Below are 14,953 nucleotides of genomic sequence, written 5' to 3'. Positions count from 1 at the left end.
CCTCCGCGTGCTGCCCTCGGCGTGTCCACCTGAAAGGGGGCCGCGGAGCCAAAGGGATCCAAGTTTTGACCTTGGTGCCTCCGGGATGCGGGCCGGTCAGAACAGCCCGTCCTGCTCGGCGTCGGCGGGCGGCTCGATCGCGGCCACCGGCACGTCCGTGGCGGCGTCCCCCGGCGCGACGACCAGTTCCCACCCGGCCAGCAGCCGGGTGTCCACGACGAGCCCGTCCGCGAGGTGCAGATCCGGCCCGGCCGCGCCGGCCAGCAACCCTGCCACGGCTCCGCCCGCCACCAGCTGGGTGACCACCCGGGACGGCGTGGGCAGCGCGTCCAGCCCGAAGGCCGCCGCGTGGTCCGCGACTTCACAGCCCACCGGCTCCAGGGACTCCGGCCACCCCGGCAGTGCCACGGCCCGTGCATGCAGCTCGGCGACCTCGCGGGCCCGTTCCGCCGGCGACGGCAGCCGGCCCCGCACCGCGCGCTTGCGGGCGTAGGCGATCCGGTCGGGCACCCCGAGGGCCGCCCGCAGCAGTTCCTCGGTGCGTCGCGCGGCCATCAACGGGCCGCGCCCCAGCCAGGCCCAGGTGATCGCGCCCTGCTCCAGCAGCCGGGCCGGGCCGCGCTCCTCGGCGGTGATGCCGACCTTGATCAGACCGGGCCCGAACCAGGCGAGGTACACCCGGTAGGGGCGCGGATCGGCGGCGTTGGTGTCGGCGGCCACCGAGAAGGACCGGTCCAGCCGGGCGCACTCGGCGCACTGGGCACTCGCGGTCCGGCCGGGCACCGTCCGGCGCGCGGGGCACGGCGTGCGTCTGCCCGCCCGCCGGACCCCGAGGCACTGCCGCTCCCCCCGGGCGACGAAGGCCAGCCGCTGCCCGTACCCGAGCGGGCTGTCGCGCTCCCCCCTTTCGGCTCCGTACCAGCCGATGCCCGGGCCGCCGTCCTGCCACCGGATACCGGTGCACCACCAGGTCACAGCGGGAGCGGTCGCTCGAAGAAGGTGTCCAGTACGACGGTCGCCTGCGTCCCGCTGACCCCGTCGATGGCGTAGAGGCGGCGCAGTACGTCCTGCAGCTGCTCGGTCGAGCCCGTCCGTACCTTGACGAGCACGGAGGCGCTGCCGGCGATGATGTGTGCCTCCTGGATCTCGGCGATGCCCTCGAACGCGGCCTTCGAGTCCCCCATCCAGGCATTCGAGTCGACCATCACGTAGGCCAGGACCCCGCTCCCGACGGCCGCCGGATCCACGTCGACCGTGGTCCGCCGGATGACGCCGCGTTCCCGCAGCTTGCGTACGCGCTCGTGCGTGGCTCCCGCAGACAGCCCGACGGCCGCACCGAGAGCGGCGTACGACTGACCCGCGTCCTCCTGGAGCCGCTGGAGCAGCGCCCGATCGATGTCGTCCACGCGATCTTCCCCTCATCTGCCCGCTCACCCTTGCGGAAACAGTACCTGATCCTGCAATCTCAGCATCACACCGAACAGTCTTCGGTTCACTTGCCACATGGGGGAAATATGTCATCCATCGCCGACCTCACTCTGTACGAGATTCTGGACGATCGTTTCCGTACGGGCCGCTGCGCCAACGGCGACGCCCGTCTGGAGCGGCTCTACGACGACTGCCGCTGGGCGGAAGGTCCCCTCTACCTGCCCGCCTGGCGGCAACTGGTGTGGAGCGACATCCCCAACGACCGGATGCTGCGCTGGGACGAGGCCACCGGCACCGTTTCCGTGTTCCGCACCGCAGCCGGGCACCCCAACGGCAACACCCTCGACCGCGAGGGCCGCCTGATCACCTGCGAGCAGGGCAACCGGCGCGTCACCCGCACGGAGCCGGACGGCACCCTCACCGTCATCGCCGACCGCTGGGAGGGCAAGCGCCTCAACAGCCCGAACGACGCGGTGGTGCGTTCCGACGGCTCGATCTGGTTCTCGGACCCCGACTTCGGCATCACCAGCGACTACGAAGGCCGGCGCGCGCCGAGCGAGATCGGCGCCTGCAACCTCTACCGCGCCGACCCCACGACGGGGGAGGTCCGTCTGGTCGCAGACGGCTTCCTGGGCCCGAACGGCCTCGTCTTCTCCCCCGACGAGAGCGAGCTGTACGCGGCGGACACCCGCGCGGGCCACATCCGCGCCTTCAAGGTCACCGACGCGGGAACCCTGACGGACGACCGCGTCTTCGCCGCCTGCCCCTCGGTGGACAACATCCGCTTCGACGACGGCGGCCGCCTGTGGGCGGCCGCGATGCAGGACGGCGTCCGCTGCTACGCGCCGGACGGCGGCCTGATCGGCCGGCTGCGCGTCCCCGAGCCGGTCTCGAACATCGCCTTCGGCGGTCCGAAGAACAACCGCCTCTTCATCACCGCCACCACCTCGCTCTACTCCCTGGTCCTCGCGGTCACCGGCCTCCCCCGCGTCCACCGCCCCTGACGCACACAACGCAAGAGGCCCCCCGGCGAACCGGGGGGCCTCTTCGGCTGTGCACTCGGCAGGATTCGAACCTGCAACCTTCTGATCCGTAGTCAGATGCTCTATCCGTTAAGCTACGAGTGCTTGGGCTGTTCGGGGTTTTGCGCCCCGTTGGCCTTGCGAGAACAACAATACATGGACCTCGGCGGGACGCGAAATCCATTGGCCCCACCGCGGCTGACCTGCGGAAACAGCGCGGATGGAGATCATCCGCCAGGCCTCGCCCGGCTCGCGGCGACGAGCGCGCTACCCCTCTTGAGTCGTTCGAAACGCACCGAAGCCCCGGTCCGTGAGGACCGGGGCTTCGGTGAGGTGCGGAGGCGGAGGGATTTGAACCCTCGATGGGGGGTAAGCCCCAAACCGCATTAGCAGTGCGGCGCCATAGACCGGACTAGGCGACGCCTCCAGCACACCCTCGCGTACGAAGGTGCGTGCAGATGATGACACAGGCGCGGGGCCGGTCACCAATCCGCTCCCACGGTACAAGGAACGGCGGGCCCGGGGCAAAGCCTTAACGGCATCCTCGGGAGGCTCTACAGGCCGGCGCGCACGCCACGCGGCACGCGTACACACGCACGCGTCGGACCGCACGCAACATCGGGGCGCCCGGGTCGTTTGCCAGGCGTACGACGTACGGACGACCTGGAGTGCCCCATGCTGCGTCTCGCCGCCTTCGCCGTCACCTCAGCCCTGGCCGCCGCGGCCGCCGGACCGCTGCCACCCCTGCCGTTGGAGCGGCTGCTGTCGACACCCGACCGGCTCACCATCGACGTGTCCGACACCGGCAACCCGGGCACCGACGGCGAGTACCGGCTGGAGTGCGACCCGGTCGGCGGGAACCACCCGAAGGCGGAGGACGCCTGCGCCCGCCTCGACGCGCTCGCGAAGGAGGGCAAGGACCCCTTCGCCCCGGTTTCCCAGCGCCGGATCTGCACCATGGTCGACGGGGGTCCGGCCACCGCCCGGATCAAGGGAACGTGGCACGGCAAGAAGGTGGACACCACGTTCCGGCGCAAGAACGGATGCGAGATCGACCGGTGGAACACACTGGAACCTGTGCTTCCGAGTGGACGTTCCTGACCTGGGAGGATGCGGAGGATGTGCCTTATCCGCCCCGCATCGGCCATCCCGCCGCGGGGCGGTGCCCTTAGACTCCTCCCGTGACATGCCGGTAGTCGTGGTCAGGGAGGAAGCTCGTCGTGAGCAGCAGGCCATCCCGAGGCGCTGCTCGCCTCGCAGCAATACTCGACGCGCTTCCTGACGCGCTGTTGCTCGTCAACGCCAACGGCACCGTGGTGAACGCGAATTCGATCGCCCTCGAAATCATGGAGAGCCCCGGCACCGGCCTCGTCGGCCGTGGAGTGCTGGACCTCCTGCCCGAGTTCGACTCGAAGCTCATCCCCGGCTCGATGCGCCGTCCCGGGGACGACGAAGAGGGCAGGGCGAAGCCCAAGAGGATGACGGCCCGGCGCACCGACGGGAGCGAGTTCCCCGTCGAGGTCACCGCCGCACACCTCGACGGCCGCGACGCCTACCGCGAGCCGCAGCCCGCGTACACCGGCGACGAGCTGCTGATGCTGGTCGTACGGGACCTCTCGCAGACCGTGGACACCGAGGCCGAGCTCGCCCGCTCCCAGCGCCAGACCGAGATGATCCTGCGCGCCGCCGCGGAAGGCGTGGTGGGCACGGACACCGACGGCCGGGTCGTGCTCGTCAACCCGGCCGCCGCGCAGATCCTCGGCTACCGGGCCACCGATCTCGGCAACCGCGAGCTGCACGGGCTGATCCAGCACTCGCGCGCGGACGGTTCGCCGTTCCCCTTCGAGGAATCCCCGTTGGCCGACACCCTGCGCAGCGGCCGCAAGCACCGGGTGCGCAGCCAGGTGCTGTGGAACAAGGCCGGGCAGCCGGTCTCCGTCGACCTGACCACCTCGCCCGTACGGGACGGCGAGCTGCTCGTCGGCGCCGTCATGACCTTCACCGACCGGCGCCCGTACGACGCCCTCGCCGCGCGGCACGCCCAGTTGCTGGCGGTCCTCGGCGAGTCGCTGCGCGGGCCGCTGGAGGAACTGCGCGGGGAGCTGGCGACGCTGGCCGCCGATGACGCGGGCCAGCTGTGGCCCGAGGCGAACCAGTTGCTGCACCACCTGGCGGCCGGTTACTCGCGGATGACCACCCTCGTGGACAACGTGCTGGGCTACCAGCGGCTGGACGCGGGCAGCGACAAGCTCGCCAAGGAAAAGACGCTGATCAACAAGGTCGTCGCGGCCGGTGTCGACGGCGCAGTGGAGCTGATCGGCCCCGGCCGGGCGCAGTTCGCCGTGCACGCGCCGACGATCGAGGCCGAGGTGGACGGGGAGCGGATCGCGACGGCGCTCGCGCACCTGGTCGCCGATGTCGCCGGGGTGGACGCCACGGGCAAGACCCGCCAGGGCAGCGGATACAGCGACTCGACGATCGTCGTGGCCGCCGCGCAGCGCGGTGACGTCGTACGGATCGAGGTGCGCGGGCCCTACGAAGGCGGCAACCCGGTGCACGAGCCGATCGTGCGGGGCATCGTGGCCGCGCACGGCGGTGTCCTCCAGACCGTCGACGTGCCCGGTGCGCCGGGCGGCACCTACGTTCTGGAGCTTCCGCTGGGTGCGGGAGCCGGAACGGTGACGCTGCCGGACCCGGAACCCGAGTCCGAGCCCGAGCCGGTGGAGCCTCCGGCCGCCGGGGCCGGGGCGAAGCCGGACGGTGGGGACGGCGCCGGAGCCAGGGGCGAGTCCGGGGGACGACGGGCCCGGCGCGGGGTGGACGCGTTCCTGGACGACGCCGACGGGGCGAAGCCGCGCGAGGGCGGGGGCGCGCTCGCGCTGTCGTCGGGGCGGCGCCGCGCGGACGGCACTCTCGACGGTGCCGGCCCGGGCGGCCCCGAGCTGGCCCAGTCCCCGGTGAACCCGGCCGGGCTGGGTACCGGGCGCAGGCGTGGCCGGGACGGCGACGGCAGTGCGGACCACCACGACGGGCCGGACGCTTCCCGGCGCCCCGGCGGTCCGCAGCCCGTGGCCCCGCAGCCGGCTCCCTCCCAGCCCGTGTCCGCTCAGCCCGCGGTTCCCCAGCCCGCGCCGCAGCAGCCCGTGCCCCCGCAGGGGACCGGGATGCCGGCGCTGCCGCCCGTGCCCCCGGTGCCGCCCGTTCCGCTGACCCAGCATCCGGCGGGCCGCCGCCGCGCGTTGGGCCCGGCGGCGCCGGCCGGCCCGGCAGCGGGACCGTTCGCGCAGCAGGGCGGTCCGGTTCCCGCGACCGGGCTCGCGGCTCCCGTTCCCCAGCGCCCCATCGCCCCGGAAGGCGGCTTCGCGCTGCCCGCCGGACCCACTCCCGCCCCGGCCCCCGGAGCGGTCGCTGCCTCGGCCGCCGGAGCCGTTCCCGCCCCGGCCGAGGCCGGCCCGGATGCTCCGGCCGGCCGCCGTGGGCGTCGCGTGCTCGGTGCCCCCGTGGCCGACGCCCCCGAAGCCGCCCCCGCGGCCGCCCCGGAGGCACCCGGGCCGGTACCGCCGACCGGGCGGCGCCGGGCACTGCCCGAGGCACCCGCCTGGCCGGTGCCCGCGGCCCGTACCGCTTCCGAGGACGGCGGGCCCGAGGCGGGTACGGGCGCGGGCCCCGCCCCCGTACCCGCTGCCCGACAGCCGCAGGACGGTCCGTCGGAGGCCGCGCAGCCGATCAGCGTGCGCGCTCTCGGCACGCTCGGCCAGGGCATCTCGGTGGACGCCGGCGGCTCCGGCCGCCGCCGTCGGCTCTCCGAGCCCGCGCCCCAGGGTCGCGCCTTCGCCATAGGGGCCCCCGAGGCGGGCTCCGCCGAGGGGCCCGAGCCGCTCGACGGCCCCGGCGGCGCGGTCGAGGTGGTCAACCGGCCCGTCCCGCTGCCCGTGGACGACGAACTTCCGCCGGAGCCGCTGGACAACCCGCGGCGGCTGCTGGTGTGGCCCGCGCCCGATGCCCAGACCCAGCAGGCACTCAGCGACCGCGGCTACCGCCCGGTGATCGTGCACTCCCGCGAGGAGGTGGACGCGCAGATCGCGGCGTTCCCCGCCGCCTTGTTCGTGGACCCGCTGACCGGGCCCATCACCCGCACCGCCCTCCAGTCGCTGCGTCAGGCCGCGGTTGCCGCGGAGGTCCCCGTCCTGGTCACGGCCGGGCTCGGGCACGCCACGCGCGAAGCCGCGTACGGCGCCGACCCGGCCGTGCTGCTCAAAGCGCTCGCACCGCGCGACAGCGAGCAGCACCCCTCACGGGTGCTGTTGATCGAGGAGCACGACGAGATCGCCACGGCGCTGACCGCCGCCCTGGAGCGGCGCGGCATGCAGGTCGCCCGGGCGGGCGCCGACACCGACGCCGTGGAGCTGGCCACCCGGGTGCGGCCCAACCTCGTCGTCATGGACCTGATGCAGGTGCGCCGCCGCCGGGCCGGGATCGTGGACTGGCTGCGCGCCAACGGGCAGCTGAACCGCACCCCGCTCGTCGTCTACACGGCCACCGGGATCGACCCGGCCGAACTGCCGCGGCTGGCCTCCGGCGAGAGCGTGCTGTTCCTCGCCGAACGGTCCACGACCGCCGATGTCCAGGGCCGCATCGTGGACCTGCTGGCCAAGATCGGCACCAACTAGTCATCCTGGCCCGATGGCCATCACCGACACGACCGAGCACAGCGTTCCCGCCGACAACGGTGAGGTGAGTCTCCTCATCGCCCGGCAGGTCGAGCCCGGCCACGAGGAGGACTTCGAGGCGTGGGCGCGCGGGATCCTGGAGACCGCCGCGCGCTTCCCGGACCACCTCGGGTACGGGTTGTTCCGGCCCGCGGCGGAGGGTGCTCCCTGGTTCCTGGTGCACCGCTTCCGTCACCAGGCCGCCTTCGAGGCCTGGCAGAAGTCGGCGGAGCGCGCCGCGTTCTTCGCCAACTGCCAAGGTCACCACCACCACGAGATAGCGCGGCGCGAGCTGCACGGCATGGAGACCTGGTTCGCGAAGCCGGGCACGACCCGGCCCGCGCCGCCCCGCTGGAAGATGGTGATCAGCTCGGGGCTGGCCATCTTCCCGATCTCGCTGCTCGGCAACGCGGTGCTGGGTCCGTACCTGGTGGACCTGCCCTTCGTACTGCGGACGGCCGCTTTCACGGTCGTGTTCAGCACCCTGATGACCTACGTGGCCATGCCCGCCGTCAGCAGGCTGCTGCGGCCATGGCTCACGCGCGGCTGAGGCCCCGGGCCGCTCGGGTCAGTCGAGCTTCGTCACGTCCAGCTCGCCGTCCGCGTACTGCCTGCGGATGACCTTCTTGTCGAACTTGCCGACGCTGGTCTTCGGCACGGACTCGATGAACGTCCAGCGCTCGGGCAGCTGCCACCTGGCGATCGACTGGCCCAGGAAGATGCGCAGACCCGTGTAGTCCACGGTCGCGCCGTCCTTGAGGACGACGGTCGCCAGCGGCCGCTCACCCCACTTGTCGTCGGGTACGGCGACCACCGCCGCCTCGGCCACCTCCGGGTGCGCCATCAGTGCGTTCTCCAGCTCGACGCTGGAGATCCACTCGCCGCCCGACTTGATGACGTCCTTGGCCCGGTCGGTCAGCGTCAGGTAGCCGTCGGCGCTGATCACGCCCACATCACCGGTCTTGAGCCAGCCGTCCGCGCTGAACTTGTCCGCCGGGCGCAGCGGTTCGCCGGACACGCCGCCGTAGTAGGCGCCCGCGATCCACGTGCCGCGCACCTCCAGCTCGCCGGCCGACTCGCCGTCCCACGGCAGGCGGTCACCGCCGGGGCCGATCAGACGTGCCTCGACACCCGCGGGGAAGCGGCCCTGGGTGATCCGGTACGGCAACTCCTCCTCGGCGCTCAGGCCGGCCGGAGGGTGCGCCATCGTGCCGAGCGGGGAGGTCTCGGTCATGCCCCACGCGTGGCACAGGCGCACGCCCAGTTTCTCGTACGCCTCCATCAGGGACGGCGGGCAGGCCGCGCCTCCGATGGTGACCTGCTTCATCGAGGTCAGGTCGCGGGGGCGCGCGGTGACCTCGGCGAGCAGCCCCTGCCAGATGGTGGGGACGGCCGCGGCGTGCGTCGGCTTCTCCCGCTCGATCATCTCGGCGAGCGGGGCGGGCTGCAGGAAGCGGTCCGGCATCAGCAGGTTGATCCCGGTCATGAAGGTGGCGTGGGGCAGGCCCCAGGCGTTCACGTGGAACTGGGGGACCACGACCAGGGACGTGTCCCGGTCGGTCAGCCCCATCGACTCCGCCATGTTGACCTGCATGGAGTGCAGGTAGATCGAGCGGTGTGAGTAGACGACACCCTTGGGGTCACCGGTGGTGCCCGAGGTGTAGCACATGGCCGCAGCCTGGCGCTCGTCCAGCTCGGGCCAGTCGTAGTGGTCGGAGCGTCCGGCCAGCAGTTCCTCGTAGTCGTGCACGCGCACGTCGAGGCCGTCGAGCACCGAACGGTCACCGATGCCGGAGACGACCACGTGCTCGACGGTGGGCAGGTGCGGCAGCAGCGGCGCGAGGAGCGGCAGGAGGGTGCCGTTGACGAGCACCACCCGGTCAGCTGCGTGGTTGACGATGAAGACCAGCTGCTCGGGAGGGAGCCGCAGGTTGAGCGTGTGCAGGACGGCGCCCATGGAGGGGATCGCGAAGTACGCCTCGACGTGCTCGGCGTTGTTCCACATCAGTGTCGCCAGAACACTTCCCGGCTCGACGCCCAGCTCATCGCGGAGGGCGTTGGCGAGCTGTGCGGCGCGGTCGCCGATCTCGGCGAACGTCCGGCGGTGGGGCTCTGCCTCCCCGGTCCATGTCGTCACGGTCGACGTGCCGTGGACTCTCCGGCCATGCTCCAGAATCCGGCTGATGTTGAGCTGTACATCCTGCATGGTGCTGAGCACTGGCGTCCTCCCGGTGGGCGCTATCGCTCCGTCGCGACATTGCAAGGATTCTGCGCACGTACCACGCGGTATGTCACTACCCAGGGGTACAAAGCGCGTCACGCCACCCTGCACGTTTCACGTGAAACATCGGGGTACGGCGATCACGTGAAACACCGGACTGGTCCGGGTGGCGGCTCAGCGGACCGGGGCGAGTTCCGGGTCCTCGCGGAGCTTTCCGAGGGCACGGGAGACGGCGCTCTTGACCGTGCCGACGGAGACTCCGAGCAGCTCGGCGGTCTGCGCCTCAGTGAGGTCCTCGTAATAACGCAGGACCACCATCGCCCGCTGTCGGTCCGGCAGCCGGGTCACCGCACGCCACATCGCGTCGCGCAGTGCCTGCGCCTCCGCGGCGTCCGTGGACGGCTCCTGCTCGACTTCCGGGATCTCCTCGCAGCAGAATTCGTCGACCTTGCGCTTGCGCCACTGGGAGGTGCGGGTGTTGACCAGGGCCCGCCTGACGTATCCGTCCAGTGCCCGGTGGTCCTCGATGCGGTCCCAGGCGGCGTAGGTCTTGGCGAGGGCCGTCTGCAGCAGGTCCTCGGCGTCGCAGGGGTTGGCGGTGAGCGAGCGCGCGGTGCGCATCAGGGTCGTGCCGCGGGTCCTGACGTACGCCGAGAACGACGGGTACGACGTCGGGTTCGAGGCGAGCGTGCAGACAGGCGAGGTCATGTCTCCACGCTAGGAGCGCGGGGCGGCCCTGGGATCGGCCGCAGGTGCCGAAACGGGATCCGTCTCAGGTTGTAGTGCCGGGGCCGGCCGCACCACCTGTAGGTGGAGGAGCGGTGCCGGCGACGGGCGCCCGAGTCAGCCGTCGGCGCTCAGGACCAGGCCGGAGGTCGGTACCCCCGTTCCGGCCGTGACCAGGCTGTGAACGGCGCCCGTGACCTGGTTGGACGAGGTGCCGCGCAGCTGCCGGACGGCCTCGGCGATGCCGTTCATACCGTGCAGGTACGCCTCTCCGAGCTGGCCACCGTGGGTGTTGAGCGGGAGGGCGTCGGCGGCCACGAAATCGGCGCCCTCCCCGGGGCCGCAGAATCCGAACTCCTCCAGCTGCATGAGAACGAACGGGGTGAAGTGGTCGTACAGGATGCCGACGTCGATGTCCGAGGGCCGCAGGCCGCTGGTCCGCCACAGCTGACGTGCGACGACGTCCATTTCGGGGAGCCCGGTCAGATCGTCCCGGTAGAAGGAGGTCATGGCCTCCTGGCGGCGGCCGGCGCCCTGCGCCGCCGCGGTGATCACGGCGGGCGTCTGCCGCAGGCTCCGGGCCCGCTCGGTGCTGGTGATGATCAGGGCCTGACCGCCGTCGGTCTCCTGGCAGCAGTCCAGCAGACGCAGGGGTTCCACGATCCAGCGTGATGCGGCGTGGTCGGCCAGGGTGATCGGTTTGCCGTGGAAGTAGGCGGCGGGGTTGTTCGCCGCGTGCCGGCGGCCGGTGACCGCGACGTGCCCGAAGGCCTCGGGGGTCAGGTGGTACGCGTGCAGGTAACGCTGGGCGGCCATGGCCACCCAGGACGCCGGGGTGAGCAGCCCCCAGGGCAGTGACCAGCCGAGTGCCGCGCCTTCCGCGGATGGTTCGCGTTGCTGGACCCCCGACCCGAAGCGGCGCCCGGAACGCTCGTTGAAGGCCCGGTAGCAGACCACCACCTCGGCTACCCCGGTGGCGACTGCAAGGGCGGCCTGCTGGACCGTGGCACAGGCCGCGCCGCCGCCGTAGTGGATCCGGGAGAAGAAGGAGAGCTCCCCGATGCCGGCCGCCTGCGCGACGGTGATCTCGGGGCTGGTGTCCATCGTGAAGGTGACCATCCCGTCGACATCGGCGGGGGTCAGCCCGGCGTCGTCGAGGGCGGTGTGGACGGCTTCGACGGCGAGCTTGAGCTCGCTGCGGCCGGAGTCCTTGGAGAACTCGGTCGCGCCGATGCCGACGATGGCGGCCCGGCCGCCCAGTTCGTCCCTGATCCGGACGCTCACTGCGCTGCCTCCCGTGCGTCCAGGGACACCGTGACGGTGCCGGTGACGTGGTGCCCGATGCCGTTGGCTCCGACCACCCGGATCTCGGCGGTGTCCCCGTCGAGGGCGGTGACGGTTCCGGTGAGGGTCATGGTGTCCCCGGGGTAGTTGGGGGCGCCGAGGCGGATGGCCACCTTGCGCAGGGTGGCTGCCGGCCCGAGGTGGTCGGTGATGTACCGGCCGACCAGGCCGTTGGTGGTCAGGATGTTCATGAAGATGTCCGGGGAGCCCTTCTCGCGCGCGAGCTCGGCGTCGTGGTGCACGTCCTGGTAGTCCCGGGAGGCGATGGCGCCCGCGACGATGAGCGTGCGGGTGATCGCGATCTCCAGCGGCGGCAGTGCGTCACCGACCCTCATGCTTCCTCCCGTTCGTGCGTCTTCCGGGCAGCCCGCGCCTCGGGCGGGGCCTCGGCCAGGAGCGTGCCCAGCTCCGCCAGCAGCTCGCTTCCGCAGCCGAGGTAGGCGTCCAGCTGGCGGCCCCACAGGAAGTGGCGGTGGACGGGGTGGTCCAGGTCGGCGCCCATACCGCCGTGCAGGTGCTGGCCGGCGTGCACGACCCGCTTGCCCGCCTCCGAGGCCCACCAGGCCGCCGTCAGCGCGTGCTCGCCCGCGGGCAGGCCCTCGTCGATGCGCCAGGCCGCCTCGTACGTGGTGACCCGGATCGCCTCCGTGTCCATGTGGGCGTCGGCGGCGCGGAGCATGACGGCCTGGTTGGTGGCCAGCGGCCGGCCGAACTGTTCACGGGTGGATGTGTACGCGACGGCGCGGGCCAGCGAGCCCGCGCAGACGCCCGCCTGGAGCCCGGCGAAGGCGGTACGGGCAACGGCGAGGACGTCCTCGTAGGCCTGGGGGCCCTGCCCGAGCGGTTCGGCCCGCGCACCGGTCAGGGCCAGCCGGCCCGCGGCCCATGGCGCGGTGGTCTCCACCGCCGAGGTTTCCACACCGGGCAGGTCGGTCCGTACGAGCCACAGGGACCGCTCCGCGTCCGGGACCAGTACGTGCGTCGCATCGCGCAGCCAGGGCACGACCGGGACGGTTCCGGTGAGCCGCCCGTCGGGTGCGGCGGTGATCCTGCCCCGGGCGGGGAAGGCCCCGGTAGCCACCGCCTCGCCCGTCCCGAGGGCGGGCAGCAGCCGGGCGCGCTGGTCCGCACTGCCGTGCCGGACCAGGGGGAGGATCCCGTAGGCGCAGGTCACCGCGTACGGCACCTGGGCGGTCGTGCGGCCCTGTTCCTCCAACAGCAGCACGAGGCCGAGCAGGCCGACGTCCTCGACGGCTGCGGTCAGCCCGGCGCTCGTCAGGGCCTTCCACAGTTCGGCGTCGCTGCCGCTGCCCGCCGCCGCGAGGCGCTCGTGGGTGGCGAGGTCGCGGAAGATACGGGCGGCGAGGCCGGCCGCGTCGGCCTGCTCCTCGGTGGGACGGAAGTCCATCAGCCCTCGCTCCCTCGGAAGACGGGCAGTTCCAGGTCCTCGTCCACGCGCAGGAACTCCAGCCGGACCGGCAGGCCGATGCGCACCTTGTCGTAGGGGACACCGGTGATGTTGCTGATGATCCGGACTCCTTCGGCGAGTTCCACGAGTGCGACCGCGTAGGGAGGGTCGAACGCAGGGAAGGGCGGGTGGTGCATGACGACGTAGCTGAAGACCGTGCCGGCCCCGTTCGCCTCGACGGTGTCCCAGTCGGAGCCGGCGCAGGCAGGGCAGCCCGGGAGCCAGGGGAAGCGGAGGGTGGCGCAGGCGGTGCAGCGCTGGATCAGCAGCTTGTGCTCGCGCACCCCGTCCCAGAAGCCCTGGTTGTCGCGGTTGATCACGGGCCGCGGGCGGCGCGCCGCGGGTGGTCGCTCCTGCACGGCCCGCTGGGCGGGCGCGAACTTGAGGATCCGGAAGCGGTGGGTGCCGGCGGGCTCGCCGTTCGCCCGCACGTCCATCCGGGTCGTCACGAAGTGGCCGGTGCCGAGCTTGGTCGTCTTGCGCGGGGAGACCGACTCGATCACTGCGTCGAAGGTGACGGCGTCCCCGGGGCGCAGCGGGCGCAGGTACTCCTGCTCGCAGTCGGTGGCGACCACCGAGGTGCACCCCGCGCCGTCCAGGAGCGCGAAGAGCTCGTCGTAGGCGCAGGAGCGGTCGCCGTGTCCGGAGAGGCCGCCCATCGTCCAGACTTGCAGCATGGTGGGCGGGGCGATCGCGTCCGGGCCGGTGTAGGCGGGATTGGTGTCACCCACCGCCTCGCACCAATGACGGATCATCGGTTCGTTCACGAGGTCCTTGGCGCGGCCTCCGGAGGCGGCGGGGCGCCCTTCGAAGTCTTTCAGCAGCGCGTGGAACCGGGCTGCCTCCTCGGCGTCCCCGGCCGGGTCCGCGGTCATCGCTTCCTCCCCTTCATGCCCAGCCGCATCATGGCGACGATCTCCCGCTGGACCTCGCTGACCCCACCGCCGAAGGTGTTGATCTGGGCGGCCCGGTTCATCCGCTCCAGCTCGCCTCCCGCGAAGCCCCCCGGCCCTCGGACGAGTGCTTCCTCTCCCACCGCCTCCTGGCACATCCGGTACACCTCGACGGTGGACTCGGTGCCCAGGAACTTGACGCCGCTCGCGTCCCCGGGGGCGAGGGTGCCGTCGGCGACGTCCTGGACGAGGCGCCAGTTGAGGAGGCGTACGGCGGCCAGCCGCGCATGGGCCTCGGCGAGGCGGGACCGTACCCAGGGGTGGTCCGCCGGCCGTTCCCCGGTGACGGGGTCCGGGGTGCGGGCGTGGCCGAGGGCGCGCTCGTAGAAGTCCTCGGCCTGCATGCCTATGGCGGCCAGTGCCACGCGCTCGTGGTTGAGCTGGTTGGTGATCAGCCCCCAGCCGCCGTGTTCCGGTCCGACGAGGTGGCCCGCGGGCACGCGGACGGAGTCGTAGTAGGTGGCCGTGGTGGTGAGTCCGCCGACCGTCTCGATCGGGGTCCAGCCGAAGCCGGGCGCGTCGGTGGGCACCAGGATGATCGAGATCCCCTTGTGCTTGGGAGCCTGGGGATCGGTGCGGCAGGCGAGCCAGATCCATTCCGCGTTCTGGGCGTTGGAGGTGAAGATCTTCTGCCCGTCGATCAGCCAGTCGCCTTCGGGACCGCCCTGGCGCACGGCTCTGGTGCGCAGTGAGGCGAGGTCGGTGCCGGCCTCCGGCTCCGAGTAGCCGATGGCGAAGACCAGCTCGCCCTTGAGGATGCCCGGGAGGAACCTGTCCTTCTGTGCCTGCGTCCCGTACCTCATCAGGGTCGGCCCGACGGTGTTGAGGGTGACCATGGAGACGGGGGCGCCGGCGCGGTAGGCCTCGTCGAAGAAGACGAACTGCTCGTCCGCTCCGCGTCCTTGACCGCCGTACTCGACTGGCCAGCCGAGGCCGAGCAGGCCGTCCTCACCGATGCGCCGGAGCAGTGCGCGCTGGGCGGTGGGGTCCTCGGGTGGTCCGTCGGGCATGAGCGCGCGGAAGTACTTCCGCAGTTCGCAGCGGAGCCGCAACTGGCTTCCGGTCGGGGCGAGGTGCACGCG

The 14,953-nt window shown here is 72.2% G+C and carries 13 protein-coding genes and 2 tRNA genes; 4 read left to right on the top strand and 11 right to left on the bottom strand.

What is annotated here, in order from left to right; translation table 11 throughout:
• Positions 1 to 96 precede the first annotated feature (96 nt).
• Positions 97 to 975, bottom strand: a complete 879-nt coding sequence (locus OHA81_RS16695; protein WP_329196833.1) for a DUF2797 domain-containing protein — start codon at positions 973 to 975, stop codon at positions 97 to 99.
• Positions 972 to 1,406, bottom strand: a complete 435-nt coding sequence (locus OHA81_RS16690; protein ID WP_329196831.1) for an Lrp/AsnC family transcriptional regulator — start codon at positions 1,404 to 1,406, stop codon at positions 972 to 974. Before OHA81_RS16690 ends, OHA81_RS16695 begins: the two co-directional genes overlap by 4 nt.
• A gap of 108 nt (positions 1,407 to 1,514) precedes the next feature.
• On the opposite strand from OHA81_RS16690, the gene OHA81_RS16685 reads away from it, so the two are divergent.
• Positions 1,515 to 2,432, top strand: coding sequence for an SMP-30/gluconolactonase/LRE family protein (locus OHA81_RS16685; protein ID WP_329196828.1), 918 nt, complete (start codon positions 1,515 to 1,517; stop codon positions 2,430 to 2,432).
• A gap of 50 nt (positions 2,433 to 2,482) precedes the next feature.
• Here the strand turns inward: OHA81_RS16685 and OHA81_RS16680 are convergent.
• Together OHA81_RS16680 and OHA81_RS16675 are read right to left on the bottom strand one after the other, a co-directional pair.
• Positions 2,483 to 2,555: transfer RNA gene (locus OHA81_RS16680), tRNA-Arg, on the bottom strand.
• A 231-nt stretch (positions 2,556 to 2,786) separates the two neighbouring features.
• Positions 2,787 to 2,877, bottom strand: a tRNA-Ser gene (locus tag OHA81_RS16675).
• Positions 2,878 to 3,125: 248 nt separating this feature from the next.
• On the opposite strand from OHA81_RS16675, the gene OHA81_RS16670 reads away from it, so the two are divergent.
• From OHA81_RS16670 to OHA81_RS16660, 3 genes are all read left to right on the top strand, one after another.
• Positions 3,126 to 3,551, top strand: coding sequence for an SSI family serine proteinase inhibitor (locus OHA81_RS16670; protein WP_329196826.1), 426 nt, complete (start codon positions 3,126 to 3,128; stop codon positions 3,549 to 3,551).
• 119 nt (positions 3,552 to 3,670) lie between these two features.
• Positions 3,671 to 7,120: a PAS domain-containing protein gene (locus OHA81_RS16665; protein WP_329196824.1), complete on the top strand. Its 3,450-nt coding sequence runs from the start codon at positions 3,671 to 3,673 to the stop codon at positions 7,118 to 7,120.
• Between the two features lie 13 nt (positions 7,121 to 7,133).
• Complete coding sequence (locus OHA81_RS16660; RefSeq protein ID WP_329196822.1) at positions 7,134 to 7,709, top strand: antibiotic biosynthesis monooxygenase; 576 nt, start codon at positions 7,134 to 7,136, stop codon at positions 7,707 to 7,709.
• Between the two features lie 18 nt (positions 7,710 to 7,727).
• Here the strand turns inward: OHA81_RS16660 and OHA81_RS16655 are convergent, their stop codons facing one another.
• The 7 genes from OHA81_RS16655 to OHA81_RS16625 all read right to left on the bottom strand — a co-directional run bounded on the left by OHA81_RS16655 (position 7,728) and on the right by OHA81_RS16625 (position 14,950).
• A complete protein-coding gene (locus OHA81_RS16655) occupies positions 7,728 to 9,377 on the bottom strand; it encodes a long-chain fatty acid--CoA ligase (protein ID WP_329196819.1) in 1,650 nt (549 codons plus the stop codon).
• Between the two features lie 177 nt (positions 9,378 to 9,554).
• The gene (locus tag OHA81_RS16650) at positions 9,555 to 10,088 is read right to left on the bottom strand and encodes a SigE family RNA polymerase sigma factor (protein ID WP_329196817.1); all 534 of its coding nucleotides are present in this window, start codon (positions 10,086 to 10,088) and stop codon (positions 9,555 to 9,557) included.
• A 135-nt stretch (positions 10,089 to 10,223) separates the two neighbouring features.
• Positions 10,224 to 11,390, bottom strand: coding sequence for a lipid-transfer protein (locus OHA81_RS16645; protein WP_329196815.1), 1,167 nt, complete (start codon positions 11,388 to 11,390; stop codon positions 10,224 to 10,226).
• Positions 11,387 to 11,785, bottom strand: a complete 399-nt coding sequence (locus OHA81_RS16640; protein WP_329196813.1) for a MaoC family dehydratase — start codon at positions 11,783 to 11,785, stop codon at positions 11,387 to 11,389. Before OHA81_RS16640 ends, OHA81_RS16645 begins: the two co-directional genes overlap by 4 nt.
• Positions 11,782 to 12,858, bottom strand: coding sequence for an acyl-CoA dehydrogenase family protein (locus tag OHA81_RS16635; protein WP_329196811.1), 1,077 nt, complete (start codon positions 12,856 to 12,858; stop codon positions 11,782 to 11,784). Before OHA81_RS16635 ends, OHA81_RS16640 begins: the two co-directional genes overlap by 4 nt.
• On the bottom strand, positions 12,858 to 13,793 hold the full coding sequence (locus tag OHA81_RS16630) for a bifunctional MaoC family dehydratase N-terminal/OB-fold nucleic acid binding domain-containing protein (protein ID WP_329196808.1): 936 nt from the start codon (positions 13,791 to 13,793) through the stop codon (positions 12,858 to 12,860). Before OHA81_RS16630 ends, OHA81_RS16635 begins: the two co-directional genes overlap by 1 nt.
• Positions 13,790 to 14,950, bottom strand: a complete 1,161-nt coding sequence (locus OHA81_RS16625; protein ID WP_329196806.1) for an acyl-CoA dehydrogenase family protein — start codon at positions 14,948 to 14,950, stop codon at positions 13,790 to 13,792. Before OHA81_RS16625 ends, OHA81_RS16630 begins: the two co-directional genes overlap by 4 nt.
• Between the last annotated feature and the right edge of the window lie 3 nt (positions 14,951 to 14,953).

Source organism: Streptomyces sp. NBC_00667, assembly GCF_036226825.1.
GTDB lineage: Bacteria > Actinomycetota > Actinomycetes > Streptomycetales > Streptomycetaceae > Streptomyces.
This window is presented reverse-complemented; position numbering and strand designations above follow the sequence as displayed.

Coding starts and splice junctions, on each gene's coding strand:
- OHA81_RS16685 (WP_329196828.1), top strand. CDS start 1,515: ATGTCATCCATCGCCGACCTCACTCTGTACGAGATTCTGGACGATCGT.
- OHA81_RS16670 (WP_329196826.1), top strand. CDS start 3,126: ATGCTGCGTCTCGCCGCCTTCGCCGTCACCTCAGCCCTGGCCGCCGCG.
- OHA81_RS16660 (WP_329196822.1), top strand. CDS start 7,134: ATGGCCATCACCGACACGACCGAGCACAGCGTTCCCGCCGACAACGGT.
- OHA81_RS16650 (WP_329196817.1), bottom strand. CDS start 10,088: ATGACCTCGCCTGTCTGCACGCTCGCCTCGAACCCGACGTCGTACCCG.
- OHA81_RS16640 (WP_329196813.1), bottom strand. CDS start 11,785: ATGAGGGTCGGTGACGCACTGCCGCCGCTGGAGATCGCGATCACCCGC.
- OHA81_RS16635 (WP_329196811.1), bottom strand. CDS start 12,858: ATGGACTTCCGTCCCACCGAGGAGCAGGCCGACGCGGCCGGCCTCGCC.
- OHA81_RS16630 (WP_329196808.1), bottom strand. CDS start 13,793: ATGACCGCGGACCCGGCCGGGGACGCCGAGGAGGCAGCCCGGTTCCAC.